Source organism: Pseudomonas sp. UBA5568 (assembly GCF_002425525.1).
Lineage (GTDB): Bacteria > Pseudomonadota > Gammaproteobacteria > Pseudomonadales > Pseudomonadaceae > Aquipseudomonas > Aquipseudomonas fulva.
Genome location: NZ_DIMK01000014.1, coordinates 44,091 through 58,349, shown reverse-complemented (window position 1 = coordinate 58,349; position 14,259 = coordinate 44,091). Strand labels below are relative to the sequence as shown.

The following is a 14,259-nucleotide window of genomic DNA, read 5'->3' as shown; positions in this document are numbered from 1 at the left end:
TTGCCCAGCTTTCAGCGACCGGTGCCCTGCCCGATCAACACACCTTCGATCTTCTGGCCGTAGAGATTGATCCCATCATTGGCATGGAACTTCAGGCGGGTTTTCTCGATGGAGCCCTCTACCAACCTCGGGTCCTGGGGCCGCTCGTGCCGGTTTATCCAGGCCGCCACGTCCCAGGCCTGCTGGTCGCTGAGCGAGCCCGGTCGACCCAGCGGCATGTTGTACTTGATGAATGACGCCGCCGTATTGATCCGGTGCATGCCCGCCCCCCAGTTGTAGGCGTCCCTGCCCCATAGCGGCGGCATCACATACTCGCCCGCCACCTTCTGGCCTTCGCCCTTCTTGCCGTGGCAGATCGCGCACTGCTCGAGGTACACCTGCTGCCCACGCTTGAAGTCATAGCCCCCCGCTGGCGGCGCCACTTCCGGATAGCCTCGCCCGGCCAACGGCACACCGGTCGGCGCTTTGGTAGAGAGCCAGTAGGAATAAACCGACAGCGCGGTCATCTCCGGGCTGTCAGCCGCCGGCGGCTTGCCGTTCATGCTGAACTGAAAACATCCCTGGATTCGCTCGGCATACGTGTTGACCTTGTCGTTTTTCTTTCGGTAGGCCGGGTACATCGGGTAAGCGCCCCACAGAGGGGCCGAGTGCGCCATGCGCCCTTGATCAAGGTGGCAATTAGAGCAGTTCATGCCGTTGCCAACCGCTTCAGGCATCAGACGTCGGGTATCGACGAACAGGGCGTGCCCCTCGCGCACCCTCTTCCCAAACGCATTGTCCGGCAACTCGCCCTCTGCCGGCGGCACGAAGCGCGGTTGCGCCTGTGCATTCGGCACTTTGAGCTGGGACTGGTCTTCCATGGTCACGGGGCTGGCGTGAACGCTACCTGCTGCCAGCAGCAGGGCTGTAAGCAAAGGCTTCATGGCTTGGCCTCCAGGTTGGCAGGAAGAGCGAAAAACGCGGAAACGGCCGTGATCTCGTCGGGGGTCATGGCCTTGGCCACGCCGACCATCAACTGGTTGGGGTCGTTGCTGCGCGTTCCATCACGCCAAGCGTTCAGTTGAGCCGCCAGATAAGCGGCGGGCTGGCCAGACAACGGCGGGAAATGCTCGCCTACGCCGCTACCGCCTGGGCCGTGGCACTGGATACATCCAGGGACGTGCCGGTTCCAGTCGCCATAAAGCGCAAGCCGCAGCGTTGGATCATTGGCGATTTGCTGACGACGCAGGTCACCGGTTGCCGGCGCCGGCAAGCTGGCCAGGTAGGCACTCACCGCTGTGATCTCGTCCTCGGACAATGCCTTTGCCAAGGGCGCCATGACCGCCTGCTGTCGAGTACCATTGCGCCAGTCACGCAGTTGCTTGCTCAAGTAAGGGGCCGGCAGGCCGGCGAGCCGTGGGAAGCCTGCTGCGCCGATACCGTTGCCATCGGCACCGTGGCATCCGATGCAGGCGAGGGCTGCAGGGTCGGCGCCCCCCTTGGGTAAAGACTTTCTGGCCATCTGCAGCGTGGGCCGATGCCCAGGCCAGGGACATCAGGCCACCGATCACCATGACGCTGAATGGTCTCATCACGAACCTCCTTTTCTATTGTTATATGCTTAGGCCCAAAACATATAAGCAAAAGGAGGTCGGTCACTTGCGCTGGGTCAATCCCCGGAAATACAAGCCGTCGCGGCTTTACGCACATCACCCGGACGCAATGGGAAGTTGCTCAGACGTTCATGCAACTTGATGCTGCTGCCATTGTTGCCACGCTGGCTGATATCCAGAAGCGCGCCTGGGCCCTCGCCTGGCGAAAACTTCTGCGGCACGATCAAACGCAATCCATCACCGCGTTTTTCTTCCGTCAACGGGCCACGCGAGTCGGCCAGCCGGGCCTTCACGCAGTCGGCATATTCACGTGGCGTCTTGCCTGACATCACATCCATCGTCTCATGGGATTGTTCTAGGTCAGACACACTGGCGCACCCGGCCAGGGTCAGCATCCACGCCGCCAACATCCACTTCATCTGCTGCACCTCTGTCATCAGGAACACCGTTCGACCGTGATCTGGCTCTTTTGCTCCCTGTACTGGCAGATTTATCTGCGCCCGGTCAGCAGCCCGGCGCGCTCACCGCGCATCGTGTTATCGTGCGCGTTTGCAAAACCAGACTTTGCGGAGCCACACATGAAATTCGTACACCAGCGCGAGCACCTCAACGAGGACGACATCGTCGTCATCGAGTGCTCCCAGCGCTGCAACATCCGTCTGATGAACGACGCCAACTTCCGCAGCTTCAAGAATGGCGGTCGTCACACCTATCACGGCGGCCACTTCGACAAGTTCCCCGCCAAGATCACCGTGCCCAGCACCGGTTTCTGGAACATCACCATCGATACCGTGACGACCCGCCCGATCTCGGTCACGCGCAAGCCCAGCCTTACGCACAAGATCAAGATCATCCGTCGTTCCTCGTCGCAGCTCAGGTAAGGCCAGCCATGACCCAAACCATCAAGTACGTCATCAAGTACAAGCTCGAAGGCCAGCGCCGCTGGGATTTCGCCCTCATGTCAGACGACTCTCGGGAACAAGCGCTACAAGCCCTGCGCAAGATCCATGGTGAAGACGTGGACAAGGTCAGCGACATCCAGGTCAGCAAGGCACTCTAATCGCCCAGTCTCCATCCATTGCGCCTGAAGGAGCGTCGCATGAGCCAGTGGCCCGATCGCCGTATTCTCGATTTGCTGGGTATCGAACTGCCCATCCTTCAAGCGCCGATGGCCGGGGCATCAGGTACGGCGATGGCTATTGCGGTAAGCCAGGCCGGTGGTCTGGGCGCATTGCCTTGCGCCATGCTCACGCACCAGCAGGTACGCGAGCAAATCGCTGTCTTTCGAGCCGCCAGCCCTGGCCGCGCCCTGAACCTGAACTTCTTCTGCCATCAGGTACCTGCATCCGATGCTGACGCCCTCACCGCTTGGAAGCAGGTGCTCGAGCCCTACTATCGAACGCTGGGGGCTGATTTCGAAGCACCTGCACCGGTGTCCAACCGCGCGCCTTTCGACGAACACAGCTGCCAGCTGGTCGAGCACCTGCGCCCTGAAGTGGTGAGTTTTCACTTCGGCCTGCCTCAGGCTGACCTGCTGCGCAGGGTCAAAGCCAGCGGGGCCCGAGTACTGTCCAGTGCCACAACCGTCGAAGAGGCACGCTGGCTGCAGGATCGCGGCTGTGATGCGATCATCGCCATGGGTTATGAGGCTGGCGGGCATCGCGGCATGTTCCTCAGTGAAGACATCACCACCCAAATCGGTACGCTTGCGCTGGTGCCGCAGGTGGTCGATGCCGTCGATGTCCCGGTGATTGCGGCCGGTGGCATTGGCGATCACCGTGGTGTGCTGGCCGCACTGGCATTGGGTGCCTCTGCGGTGCAGATCGGCACCGCCTACCTGTTCTGCCCCGAAGCCACCGTGTCGCCGTTTCATCGGCAGGCGCTGGACAGCGCGTCCGCCAGCGACACGGCCCTGACCAACCTGTTCACCGGTCGCCCGGCCCGCGGTATCCATAATCGCCTGATGCGCGAGCTGGGCCCCATGAGCGCGCAGGCACCCCGGTTTCCGCTCGCAGGTGGCGCATTGATGCCACTGCGGGCAATCACTGAAGCCCAAGGCAGCAGTGATTTCAGCAACCTTTGGGCAGGCCAGGCACTACGCCTCGGCCGGCACTTGTCCGCTGCAGACCTGACCCGTGACATTGCAGACAAGGCATTGGCTCGTCTGAACCGCTAACCGGACCGATCGAGCGCGCCGTGCCTTGCTTGAGCCTCGATCCAATAAAAACAGCTGCAAGCAATTGGCGAAGCGCTATATAGTCAGGCATATAACGAAAACCAGGAGCTTTCCCAATGCGTTCTCGCCTGCCTTACCTAGCCGCCCTCGCCAGCCTGATCACCCTGAACACTGCCTGGGCCGACGAGGTCCAGGTGGCTGTCGCTGCCAACTTCACCGCACCCATCCAGGCCATCGCCAAGGACTTCGAGAAGGACACCGGCCATAAGCTGATTGCAGCCTACGGCGCTACCGGGCAGTTCTATGCCCAGATCAACAACGGTGCCCCCTTCGAAGTGTTCCTGGCCGCAGACGACAGCACCCCGGCCAAGCTCGAGAAAGAGCACGCCATCGTGCCAGGCTCACGCTTTACCTACGCCATCGGCACGCTGGCCCTGTGGTCGGCCCAGCCTGGGTATGTGGATGACAAGGGCGCAGTCTTGCAGCGCAATGCATACCAGCACCTCGCGCTCGCCAACCCGAAGACCGCCCCTTACGGCCTGGCGGCCACGCAAGTGCTAGAAAAGCTCAAGCTGACCGAGGCGACGCGCGACAAATGGGTAGAAGGTCAAAATATCACCCAAGCCTTCCAGTTCGTCTCTACCGGTAACGCAGAACTGGGCTTCGTGGCGCTGTCGCAGATCTTCAAAGATGGCAAGGTGCAGAGCGGTTCGGCCTGGATCGTCCCGGCTTCCTTGCACGACCCCATTCGCCAAGACGCGGTGATTCTGGAAAAAGGCAAGGGCAACCCGGCTGCCAAGGCCTTGGTGGACTACCTCAAGGGCCCCAAGGCAGCTGCGGTGATCAAAGCCTATGGCTATGAAATCTGATGCCGCTCGATGCCAGTGACCTTGGCGCCATCTGGCTCACCCTGAAGCTGGCCAGCCTGACCACCCTGATTCTTTTAATCGTAGGCACACCGGTTGCCTGGTGGCTGGCACGCACGCGGTCATGGTTTCGCGGCCCGATAGGCGCCATCGTTGCCCTGCCCTTGGTACTGCCGCCGACGGTGATCGGGTTTTACCTGCTGATTGCACTAGGCCCGCATGGCTGGCTTGGCCAAGGGATTGCGGCACTGGGCCTGGGCAATGTGGTGTTCAGCTTCTCGGGCCTTGTAATCGGCTCGGTCATCTACTCGATGCCCTTTGTGGTCCAGCCGTTGCAAAACGCTTTTGCCGCCATTGGCAAGCGACCCATGGAAGTGGCGGCCACGCTGCGCGCCGGGCCCTGGGACAGTTTCGTGCATGTGGCGCTACCACTGGCCCGTCCGGGTTTCATCACCGCCAGCATCCTGGGTTTTGCCCACACCGTAGGCGAGTTTGGTGTCGTGTTGATGATCGGGGGCAACATTCCAGACAAGACCCGCGTGGTATCCGTGCAGATCTTCGACCATGTCGAGGCGATGGCTTACACCCAGGCGCACTGGCTCGCAGGCGCCATGCTGGCGTTCTCTTTCTTGGTGCTGCTGTTGCTGTACGCAGGCCGACGCGGCAATGCGGGCTGGAACTGACATGACGCACTCGATCGTGGCACGCCTGAAACTGGCACGCGACGCTTTCACCCTGGACGTCGACCTGCAACTGCCAGGGCGCGGTATCAGCGCCTTGTTTGGACACTCTGGCTCGGGCAAAACCAGTTGCCTGCGCTGTCTGGCCGGGCTGGAGCGCCCTGGCCAAGCGTATGTGGAAATCAATGGCGAGGTCTGGGAGGACACCGCTCGTGGCGTCTTTCTACCGCCCCATCAGCGCCCGGTGGGCTACGTCTTCCAGGAGCCCAGCCTGTTCGCGCACCTGACCGTGCGTGGCAACCTGGAGTTCGGCTGGCGCCGTGTGCCGTGGACCCAGCGCAAGGTGGACCTGGAACACGCCAGCGAGCTGCTGGGCATCGGCCACCTGCTGGCGCGCCGGCCCTCGACGCTATCGGGGGGCGAGGCGCAACGCGTCGGGATTGCCCGTGCGCTGCTCAGCAGCCCCCGGCTGCTGCTGATGGATGAGCCCCTGGCTGCCTTGGACGGGCCCCGCAAGCGTGAAATCCTGCCTTACCTCGAGCGCCTGCACGAGGAACTGGACGTGCCTGTGGTTTATGTCAGCCACGCACAGGACGAAGTGGCGCGGCTGGCTGACCACGTCGTGCTGCTGGAGCATGGACGTGTGGTAGCGAGCGGCCCGGTTGCCCCTACCTTGGCGCGTCTGGACTTATCGTTGGCTCAGGGCGAGGATGCCGGCGTGGTGCTCGAAGGCCAGGTGACAGGCCATGACCCGCACTACGACCTGCTTGAACTGCGCTTGCCTGGCAACAACGGGCTCGTACTACGTTTCGCACACCCCATCCGGGCCCTGGGCAGCGCCTTGAGGGTCAAGGTCCACGCTCGCGATGTCAGCCTGGCGCTCACCGCCGACGGCACCTCAAGCATCCTCAACCGAGTGCAGGTTCAGGTACGCGCCACCCACGCTGCCGACAACCCAGCCCATTTATTGGTCAGCCTGGATGCCGACGGCAGCACCCTGCTCGCCCGTATTACGCGTTTCTCGGCGGACCAGCTTGGGGTACACCCAGGCCAGCGCCTGTATGCACAGATCAAATCGGTTGCATTGCTGAGCTGACGCGCAGAAATGGAGCAACGGCCAAGCGGCCGTTGTCCATTGATCAGTGACTTGATCGAGGCCTGCCGCCCATGCTCGACTGCCCGCTTCCCGAAACGCTGCATTACGTCGACGACAGCCAGCCCGGCTTGACTCGTCGCCGCTGGCGCGACCGCTTCATCTACCTGGACGCCAATGGTGAACGGGTCCGCGACCCTGAAACACTGGCACGTATCGCCGCACTGGTGATCCCACCGGCCTATACCGATGTCTGGCTATGCGCCGACCCGCAAGGGCACTTGCAGGCCACTGGCCGCGATTCCCGTGGCCGCAAGCAGTACCGCTATCATGCCCAATGGCGTGAAACCCGTGACCAGCACAAATACGGCCGAATGCTCGCCTTCGCCCAGGCATTGCCAAAGCTGCGCTCACAATTGGAAACCCACTTGTCACGACCGGGCCTTGACCGTGAAAAGGTCATGGCCCTGGTAGTCAGCCTGCTGGACCATACCCTCATCCGCATTGGCAACCAGCGCTACATGCGCGACAACAAGTCCTATGGGCTGACGACCCTGCGCAATCGACATGTAGAGGTCAAGGGCAGTACCATCCGCTTTCAGTTCCGTGGCAAGCGTGGCGTCGAGCACGATGTGACGCTGCGTGACCGACGCTTGGCGGCCTTGCTGAAGCGTTGCATGGAACTGCCCGGCCAAGCGCTGTTCCAGTATCTGGATGCCGATGGCCAGCGTCACAGCATTGGTTCGAGCGACATCAATCAGTTTTTGCAACAGTTGACTGGCGCCGACTTCACGGCCAAGGACTACCGTACCTGGGCCGGCAGCAGTCTTGCGTTGGACCTGCTCAGACCCTTGGCCTGGGAGCCTGAAACCGAGGCCAAGCGCCAGGTCGCTGCCATTGTCAAACAAGTCGCCTCGCGCCTGGGCAACACCCCCGCCGTGTGCCGACGCTGCTATATCCACCCAGCGGTGCTGGAGCATTACACCCTCGGGCGGCTGGCCGCCTTGCCCAAGAGCCGAGTGCGCAAGGGGCTGGACCCGGAAGAGGTCGCTTTGCTGGTCTTTCTCAAGGCATTGGAACAGCAGGCCGCACATTGAGCTTGTCTATCCACCCCATGATGCAAAGGTATTTCCTATTGAACGAGGCCCCCACTATCCTTCCCAACAGAGCACCTTGTCCTACAAATCCTTTATACGGTAGCTGGCTGTTCGCATCCCTTCTTCGTGCCATAGATTTTGACATTTTGGGAATTACTAGGCTTCTAAAGCGTCTTTAATGGAAGGAAAAGGGATAGGCTCCCACCGCTAGCGCACATGGCCTGCGGACTTTTTTATCACCAAGGAGAAGTACATGCTGATACTCACCCGTAAGGTTGGCGAGAGCATCGTCATCAACGATGACATCAAAGTCACCATTCTGGGCGTCAAAGGGATGCAGGTGAGAATAGGCATCGACGCACCCAAGGACGTTCAAGTGCACCGCGAGGAGATCTTCAAACGCATCCAGGCCGGCAATCCGGCCCCTGAGAAGCAGGACGATTGACACCGATCATTCAAGCGGGCTGCAGGGATGCGCCCACAGCCTTAGCCCTTCAGTAGGCCACGCACGGTCGCAATCATCTCGCCCATGTCGAATGGCTTGTCGAACACTGCCGCGAATAATGTCGGGCATCCCTCGCTGGCCTGGGCGCCGCTCATGAGGATGACCGGCAGCGTTCGCAAGGCAGGATCTGCCCGCATGGCACGTACCAGCTCCTGACCATTGAGCACGGGCATCATGTAGTCGGTGATGACCAACTGCACCTGTACGCGTTTGAGTACCTCCAGCGCTTTCTGGCCGTTACTCGCCTTTTCGATCGCATACCCTTCGTCTTCCAGGGCAAAACCCAAGATCTCGGCTATCAGGTATTCGTCGTCGACGATCAGCACAGTCTTCATGTAAGAGAAACCTAAAGGCTCCCTTGCGGCACGGCTGTGCCAGAAAGGGCCCCGCTGGTGCCTTCGAACGCTCTACGCAGTGAGATCCCAGACGATGCGATTACAAGCTCATGCAAAGACGCGTCGTGAGCACTGTCGCGTACTTTCAGGATGGAGAGCATTCGGCGCAAGGTGCCGTCGTGCTCAACGAATCGCATCAACACCAGGTTGTCGACGATGCTTGATAAATCGGGCGCCGGCGCAGTGATCTCCGCACCAAAGATATCGCGCATTTCCCAGGTCAGCATCACACTCACCTCTCGATTGCGCAGCTCTCCGGTCAACGCGCGAAAAAAGGCATTCAGACGGTCAGGTTCCGTGGACAGGCGGCTCCACGCGCCCAGGCTGTCGATAAGGACTCGCTTGGCCCCGGTTGCCTGCACCTGTTCGATCAAGCGCGCACCCAGCTGATCCAGCAGCACCTGCGTACAAGGCTCCCAGCACAGTGTCAAGCTCTGGGTCTGTTCCATGGCTGCAAAGTCGTACCCCAGCGAAGCCGCCTTGATGCGCAGGCGATCGGGTGATTCGTAGAAACCGAAATGCAAGCCGGGCGCCTGGGGTGTGCTGGCCGCCAGAAACGCCATGCCAAGCGAGGTCTTGCCAATGCCCGACGGGCCGATCAGAAGCGTTACAGAGGCGCAGGACAGTCCGCCATCGAGCATGTCGTCGAGCGTCGACACACCACTGCTGATCCGTGATGCAACTGCACTAGCGGGCGCACTGGGCTTGGCGAACAACGACTCCAGACGCGGAAACACCCTCACACCGGTATCGTCGATCAGGCACTCGTGACGCCCGGACAAGGCTCCACTGCCACGTGTCTTGCGCAACTGAATCGTGCGAACGGCGCGGCTACCCATCATCTGCTCACCCAGTTCGATCACGCCGTCGACCATCGTGTGTTCAGGGCTGCCTTCTTCGAGCCGCGCACTGGTCAACAACAGTACGGTGCAGCCAGCAAAGGCCGCATGACCTTGCAGCGCCGAGACGAATTTTTTGGTATCGAGCGATGTTTCGGCACGTAGGCGGGCATTGAGTACGCCATCGACGATGAGCAGGCTGGCCTTGTGTCGACTGATCTCCTGCCTCAGCAACCTGACCACGGCATCAAGGCCATCCTGCTCCAGGGTGTCGAAGGCGCTGACGAACTGGATCTGATCGCCGACCATCGAGGGGTCGAAGAAGTCCAGCGTGCCCAAGTATTGAAATAGCCGCTCATGGGACTCGCTGAGCAACGTTGCCACCAGCGCCCGGCCCCCCTTGCGCACATGCTCGCAGGCCAGTTGGTTGGCCAGAATGGTCTTGCCTGCGCCAGGTGGGCCCTGCACGATGTACGACGCACCCGCCACCAACCCACCTTTGAGCAGGGCATCGAGCCCGTCGATACCTGTCAACAATCGCTTGAGTGTCTGAGTCATGCTGTGCCCCTCACGGCTCGGTAACTGGCTGGCTTGAATGAACGGGTAAATACAGCCGCATGCACGTGCCGACCCCCAGCTCGCTTTGCACGCTGATGGCACCGCCGCTTTGCCTGGCAAATCCGTACACCTGGCTCAGGCCCAGGCCGGTGCCCTGACCGAAGGGTTTAGTGGTGAAAAAGGGTTCGAAAATACGTGGCTGTACCTCCGCCGCCATGCCCTCGCCGCTGTCTTGCACCTCGAAGCACACGAAGTGGCCGTGCAGGCCATCGACCTCACCTGTCAGCGACACCGCTTCGACGGTCAGCACGATGCGGCCTTCCTCGGCGATGGCATCCCGGGCATTGAACAGCAGGTTGAGCAACACCATTTGCAACTGACCAGCATCCACTTCGATGATGGGAAGATCGGGCTGCACTCGCGCATCCAGTGTGACCGAACTGGGCAGTGCGTGAACAAGCAATCCATGGGTGGCGTCGATCAGTTTGGCCGGCTCTATACAGGTCACCTCGAGCTTGCGATGACGCGCAAAGCTGAGCAGCTGACGGGTCAGGTCGGTGCCGCGCTGGCCAGCTTCCAGAATGTTGTGCAGCATGCGCTGAACGCGCTCTGGGTCCGGGGCGGCAAGGGCCAAGCGTGCAGAGCTGAGGATAATGGTCAGCAGGTTGTTGAAATCATGTGCCAGGCCACCGGTCAACTGACCCAGCGCCTCGAGCTTCTGAGCCTCGAACAGCTGCGCTCTGACGGCGTCCAGTTGCATCGCTGACTCACGGCGGTCGGTAATGTCCCGCGTGACCTTGGCAAGCCCGACGACCTGGCCTTGGTCATCGCGAACCACATCGAGGGCCACCAATGCCCAGAAGCGCGTGCCGTCTTTGCGCTGGCGCCACCCTTCATGCCGCGACACCCCCTGTTCGAGCGCTTGACGCAACAACTGCTCAGGCTTGCCTTCGGCGCAGTCTTCAGGCGTGAAGAACAGGGAAAAATGACGCCCCACCACTTCATCGGCGCTATAGCCCTTGATTCTCTGGGCGCCCGCATTCCACGAGGCGATATGGCCGGTGGTATCGAGCATGTAGATGGCGTAGTCCACCACAGACTGGACCAATTGCTCGTAACGATGAGCAGGCATATCTGAATTGACCTGGCAATCAGTTGAAACCATGCGAGCTCCATCGGCACGGCAGGTGAACATCATCCAAACGGCTAGAGCTCAGACCTTGACGCACGCTGTTCACCTTCATTGCGCAGTCGTCGGCCCGACCATCACATCCAGTGACTTGGCTAACATTGGGCCAAGCTCATGACACTGTCAATCGGCCAGGTGTGATGGGATGCGATGTGCGGAATATGGCAGCCAAGGTTGACTCTGCTATAACGGTGGGTTATAAAGCCGGCTTGATTGCACAGCCCTTCTGTCTGAAGTGAGCCGGCCCCCGTGGCCCTTTCAAGCGTGCGAGTGTGGTGGAATTGGTATACACAGCAGACTTAAAATCTGTCGGCGTGAGCCTTGCGGGTTCGAGTCCCGCCACTCGCACCACATCCTGAAGAAGGCGCCCAAGGCGCCTTTTTTGTTGCCTGTCTTTTGCTGGCCCGCCATCACTCATCCTCGCAGTCGTCGAACCACGCAGGATGATCGCGCTCTTCTTCTTCCAGCGCGTCAAGCGATGGCATCTCGATCTCGTCTTGCGCCCCATGGGCATCCGGCTCGAGCGCGTCTTGTTCATCATGAAATTCATGATCCAGCAAATGATCATGCTCAGGTTCGTGCAGGTCGTCGTCGCGCATAATGAGCCTCAATTCAAGTCGCACGCCTGTATAGGCTCAACGGCTTCTGCGGTCAACGCCGCAGTGACTTAATCCCAGGTTAACGCCCTGCGTTCAACGTAGGAGTTCTCCCTTCAAGACGTTGTTGGCCCGCTCGTTCCTGGCGGGCATTTTTTTGTCGGTCAGCAGGGCCTGCCACTGCCCAGTCGCACATTTTCTTCACGTACGACGTACCCATCACCTTCTCTTCACGAAATGATCACATTCACCTTGGCACTCTGAACGTGCTCCGTATGTTCTTGCAGCCCGCCGCATTCTTGCCGCGGGCTTTTCTTTTGTCGCCGCCCTCAACGCCACCGCCTTCCTATGACCTGCGGCAGTTTTCCACTTGCAAGCGGGCGCTATTCTGCATGGGCTAGCTTCAAGTCAACCGAATAGACACGGAGGTTCGTATGAAAGCTGCTGTCGTAGCCCCAGGCGGTCGCGTTGAGGTGGTCGAAAAACATGTTCGCCCTCTCGAATACGGCGAGGCCCTGCTGAAAATGCAGTGTTGCGGCGTTTGCCACACTGATTTGCACGTCAAGAACGGTGACTTCGGCGACAAGACGGGTGTTGTGCTGGGCCATGAAGGCATTGGCGTGGTGCAGGACGTCGGTCCTGGCGTAACGTCCCTCAAACCGGGCGATCGCGCCAGCGTGGCCTGGTTCTATGAGGGCTGCGGCCACTGCGAGTATTGCACCAGCGGCAATGAAACGCTGTGCCGGCAGGTCAAGAACGCCGGTTACACCGTAGACGGTGGCATGGCCGAGGCCTGTATCGTCAAGGCCGACTACTCGGTAAAGGTACCGGAGGGGCTATCGTCCGCTGCGGCCAGCAGTATCACCTGCGCAGGCGTGACCACGTACAAGGCAGTCAAGACGTCCAACATTCGTCCCGGCCAGTGGATCGCAATCTACGGCCTCGGCGGGCTGGGCAACCTGGCACTGCAGTACGCCAAGAACGTCTTCAACGCCAAGGTCATTGCGATTGATGTCAACGAAGAGCAACTGCGCTTCGCGACTGAAATGGGAGCCGATCTTACCATCAACCCCTCCAGCCAGGATGCTGCCAAGGTCATCCAGGCCCAGACCGGTGGCGCCCATGCCGCTGTGGTTACCGCCGTGGCCAAGGGCGCCTTCGATTCGGCCGTCGATGCTCTGCGTGCCGGTGGGCGGCTGGTGGCCGTGGGGCTACCGTCAGAAGCGATGAACCTGAATATCCCGCGCTTGGTGCTCGATGGCATTGAGGTCATCGGTTCGCTAGTGGGCACGCGCCAGGACCTGCAAGAGGCCTTTCAATTTGCTGCCGAAGGCAAGGTGGTGCCGAAGGTCAGCCTGCGCCCCATCGAGGACATCAATCAGATCTTCGAAGAAATGCTCGATGGCCGCATCAAGGGCCGGATGGTGATCCAGTTCGAGGGCTGAACGAGGCCCTTCACTCAAGCTGTGTGCAGCGGGCAGCGGCCCTGTTCATCGGGGTCGCCAGCCACTGCAAGGGTGGCTGCAGACCGCTGAGCGCCGTGCTCAACGGCCATGACCTCGCACCGCATAGGCCGACGTCGTCGCTTTTCTGCTGCGCCCTTCATAGACCCAGACCTGAGATCCTGGCAGCTGCGCCATGACCTCGGCTTCCTCCACTTCTGCACGCGGTTTCTCACAGGCGTCCTTGGCCTTTGCACAAGCCTGCGCATGCTCACGCTCGTCCGATGCCGCCTTGAGCATCTTGTTCAAAGATTCGACCATACTGGAATAGTCCATTGCCTGACTCCTTTGCGGAAGGTGTTCACCTGATGAGCCTGATCATAGCGAGCCAACCTTTCAGAAACTGGCAACGCAAAACGCAATAAATCGTGGGTCTCTTACTTGATGACCCCCACTGCCGCGCGAGGTTCAGCCAAAGCGATCAACAGGTACCTTGAGACTAGCAGTCCCTGCTGTGTTTATCTGTCCCCGCCTCCACATCAGCCATGATCTCCACGCGCCTCGAACAGTTATCAAGGCGCTGCTACGTTCGTCGGAGAAGGTCACCAACAGCGAAGTATTGCGCTCTACTTACACAGGAGTCCCCGTTCAAGGTCCAGGTTCTATGGGACGTGGACGTTTCTGCTCAACCGGAGTAATCGTCATGACAGAAGAAGAAGCGAGTGATGTTGTAACGCGCATCCAACACGAACTCAGCCATCAAGCTCGTGTTGCTACGCGCATTGAAATACATGATCTGGGCCTCTGGGCACGCCTGGAGAAGGCGCACTTCACGACGACCATTCACGGCAACCAGTTGTTCGAAAAACCCGTCGTGATCGTACCCAGGTGCGATGCGTCATACACCATCCTCTACACCTGTTGAGCCAACGCGTTAACCGGTCGCCACGGGAGTCTCGAATGAGTATCCGTAGTCTTAAGAGGAACCTGCCTGCTGATCCACACAAGCCAGGGTGGGTACTGGGCTGGGGCGTGTTGAGAGATCGTCATCCGTGGCATTTTGTCGACGTCTACGCTGACCAGCGTACGGCCCACATCGAAGCCCAACGTCGAGAGTGGGTATGTGGTGGAATATGGCGCTCATCGCCTGGGCTCGAATGACTTTGTCTGTGGCGTCAGCCTTCCTGAAGGCTGACGCGTGCGCCTGGCTTCATGAGTCCTCTTGATCCTG

17 protein-coding genes, 1 tRNA gene and 2 pseudogenes are annotated in these 14,259 nt (G+C 60.2%); 12 read left to right on the top strand and 8 right to left on the bottom strand.

The window, feature by feature from the left end:
• Nucleotides 1-11: 11 nt before the first annotated feature.
• The 3 genes and pseudogenes from B2S33_RS04115 to B2S33_RS04105 form a co-directional block, all read right to left on the bottom strand.
• Nucleotides 12-923, bottom strand: a complete 912-nt coding sequence (locus B2S33_RS04115; RefSeq protein ID WP_145279778.1) for a c-type cytochrome — start codon at nt 921-923, stop codon at nt 12-14.
• Nucleotides 920-1,571: pseudogene (locus tag B2S33_RS04110) on the bottom strand (c-type cytochrome). The gene B2S33_RS04115 and the pseudogene B2S33_RS04110 overlap by 4 nt, the downstream one beginning before the upstream one ends.
• A gap of 77 nt (nt 1,572-1,648) precedes the next feature.
• Entirely contained in the window at nt 1,649-2,011 is a 363-nt protein-coding gene (locus B2S33_RS04105; protein ID WP_027916109.1) for a hypothetical protein, read from the bottom strand.
• 159 nt (nt 2,012-2,170) lie between these two features.
• Here B2S33_RS04105 and B2S33_RS04100 point away from each other — a divergent pair, with 159 nt between their 5' ends.
• The 8 genes from B2S33_RS04100 to csrA all read left to right on the top strand — a co-directional run bounded on the left by B2S33_RS04100 (nt 2,171) and on the right by csrA (nt 7,949).
• Entirely contained in the window at nt 2,171-2,473 is a 303-nt protein-coding gene (locus B2S33_RS04100; RefSeq protein ID WP_027916110.1) for a DUF1883 domain-containing protein, read from the top strand.
• 8 nt (nt 2,474-2,481) lie between these two features.
• Nucleotides 2,482-2,652 (top strand): hypothetical protein, encoded by a 171-nt coding sequence (locus B2S33_RS04095; protein WP_088523181.1) that lies wholly within the window; start codon nt 2,482-2,484, stop codon nt 2,650-2,652.
• A gap of 39 nt (nt 2,653-2,691) precedes the next feature.
• On the top strand, nt 2,692-3,768 hold the full coding sequence (locus tag B2S33_RS04090) for an NAD(P)H-dependent flavin oxidoreductase (RefSeq protein ID WP_049695790.1): 1,077 nt from the start codon (nt 2,692-2,694) through the stop codon (nt 3,766-3,768).
• 116 nt (nt 3,769-3,884) lie between these two features.
• The gene (gene modA / locus B2S33_RS04085; RefSeq protein WP_028686439.1) at nt 3,885-4,637 is read left to right on the top strand and encodes a molybdate ABC transporter substrate-binding protein; all 753 of its coding nucleotides are present in this window, start codon (nt 3,885-3,887) and stop codon (nt 4,635-4,637) included.
• Nucleotides 4,637-5,317 carry a molybdate ABC transporter permease subunit gene (modB, locus tag B2S33_RS04080; RefSeq protein WP_027916113.1) on the top strand — a complete coding sequence of 227 codons (681 nt, stop codon included), beginning with the start codon at nt 4,637-4,639 and terminating at the stop codon, nt 5,315-5,317. The genes modA and modB overlap by 1 nt, the downstream gene beginning before the upstream one ends.
• A gap of 1 nt (nt 5,318) precedes the next feature.
• A complete protein-coding gene (modC, locus tag B2S33_RS04075; RefSeq protein WP_028686440.1) occupies nt 5,319-6,410 on the top strand; it encodes a molybdenum ABC transporter ATP-binding protein in 1,092 nt (363 codons plus the stop codon).
• A 71-nt stretch (nt 6,411-6,481) separates the two neighbouring features.
• Complete coding sequence (locus B2S33_RS04070; RefSeq protein ID WP_288649901.1) at nt 6,482-7,504, top strand: DNA topoisomerase IB; 1,023 nt, start codon at nt 6,482-6,484, stop codon at nt 7,502-7,504.
• 253 nt (nt 7,505-7,757) lie between these two features.
• Entirely contained in the window at nt 7,758-7,949 is a 192-nt protein-coding gene (gene csrA / locus B2S33_RS04065; protein WP_027916116.1) for a carbon storage regulator CsrA, read from the top strand.
• A 41-nt stretch (nt 7,950-7,990) separates the two neighbouring features.
• Here the strand turns inward: csrA and B2S33_RS04060 are convergent, their stop codons facing one another.
• From B2S33_RS04060 to B2S33_RS04050, 3 genes are read right to left on the bottom strand one after another with little or no spacing between them, the layout of a single operon-like run.
• On the bottom strand, nt 7,991-8,344 hold the full coding sequence (locus tag B2S33_RS04060; RefSeq protein ID WP_027916117.1) for a response regulator: 354 nt from the start codon (nt 8,342-8,344) through the stop codon (nt 7,991-7,993).
• An 11-nt stretch (nt 8,345-8,355) separates the two neighbouring features.
• Nucleotides 8,356-9,801 carry an ATPase domain-containing protein gene (locus B2S33_RS04055; RefSeq protein WP_028686443.1) on the bottom strand — a complete coding sequence of 482 codons (1,446 nt, stop codon included), beginning with the start codon at nt 9,799-9,801 and terminating at the stop codon, nt 8,356-8,358.
• A gap of 10 nt (nt 9,802-9,811) precedes the next feature.
• Nucleotides 9,812-10,966, bottom strand: a complete 1,155-nt coding sequence (locus B2S33_RS04050) for a two-component system sensor histidine kinase NtrB (RefSeq protein WP_027916119.1) — start codon at nt 10,964-10,966, stop codon at nt 9,812-9,814.
• A 290-nt stretch (nt 10,967-11,256) separates the two neighbouring features.
• Here B2S33_RS04050 and B2S33_RS04045 point away from each other — a divergent pair.
• A tRNA-Leu gene (locus tag B2S33_RS04045) sits at nt 11,257-11,341 on the top strand.
• A 59-nt stretch (nt 11,342-11,400) separates the two neighbouring features.
• Here the strand turns inward: B2S33_RS04045 and B2S33_RS04040 are convergent.
• On the bottom strand, nt 11,401-11,589 hold the full coding sequence (locus B2S33_RS04040) for a hypothetical protein (protein WP_027916120.1): 189 nt from the start codon (nt 11,587-11,589) through the stop codon (nt 11,401-11,403).
• A 431-nt stretch (nt 11,590-12,020) separates the two neighbouring features.
• On the opposite strand from B2S33_RS04040, the gene adhP reads away from it, so the two are divergent.
• Nucleotides 12,021-13,031 (top strand): alcohol dehydrogenase AdhP, encoded by a 1,011-nt coding sequence (gene adhP, locus B2S33_RS04035; RefSeq protein WP_028686444.1) that lies wholly within the window; start codon nt 12,021-12,023, stop codon nt 13,029-13,031.
• 99 nt (nt 13,032-13,130) lie between these two features.
• On the opposite strand, the gene B2S33_RS04030 is transcribed toward adhP, so the two are convergent.
• A complete protein-coding gene (locus B2S33_RS04030) occupies nt 13,131-13,364 on the bottom strand; it encodes a hypothetical protein (RefSeq protein ID WP_027916122.1) in 234 nt (77 codons plus the stop codon).
• Nucleotides 13,365-13,731: 367 nt separating this feature from the next.
• Here B2S33_RS04030 and B2S33_RS04025 point away from each other — a divergent pair, with 367 nt between their 5' ends.
• Complete coding sequence (locus B2S33_RS04025; RefSeq protein WP_027916123.1) at nt 13,732-13,953, top strand: hypothetical protein; 222 nt, start codon at nt 13,732-13,734, stop codon at nt 13,951-13,953.
• A 35-nt stretch (nt 13,954-13,988) separates the two neighbouring features.
• Nucleotides 13,989-14,223: pseudogene (locus B2S33_RS04020) on the top strand (hypothetical protein).
• The last annotated feature ends 36 nt before the right edge of the window (nt 14,224-14,259 follow it).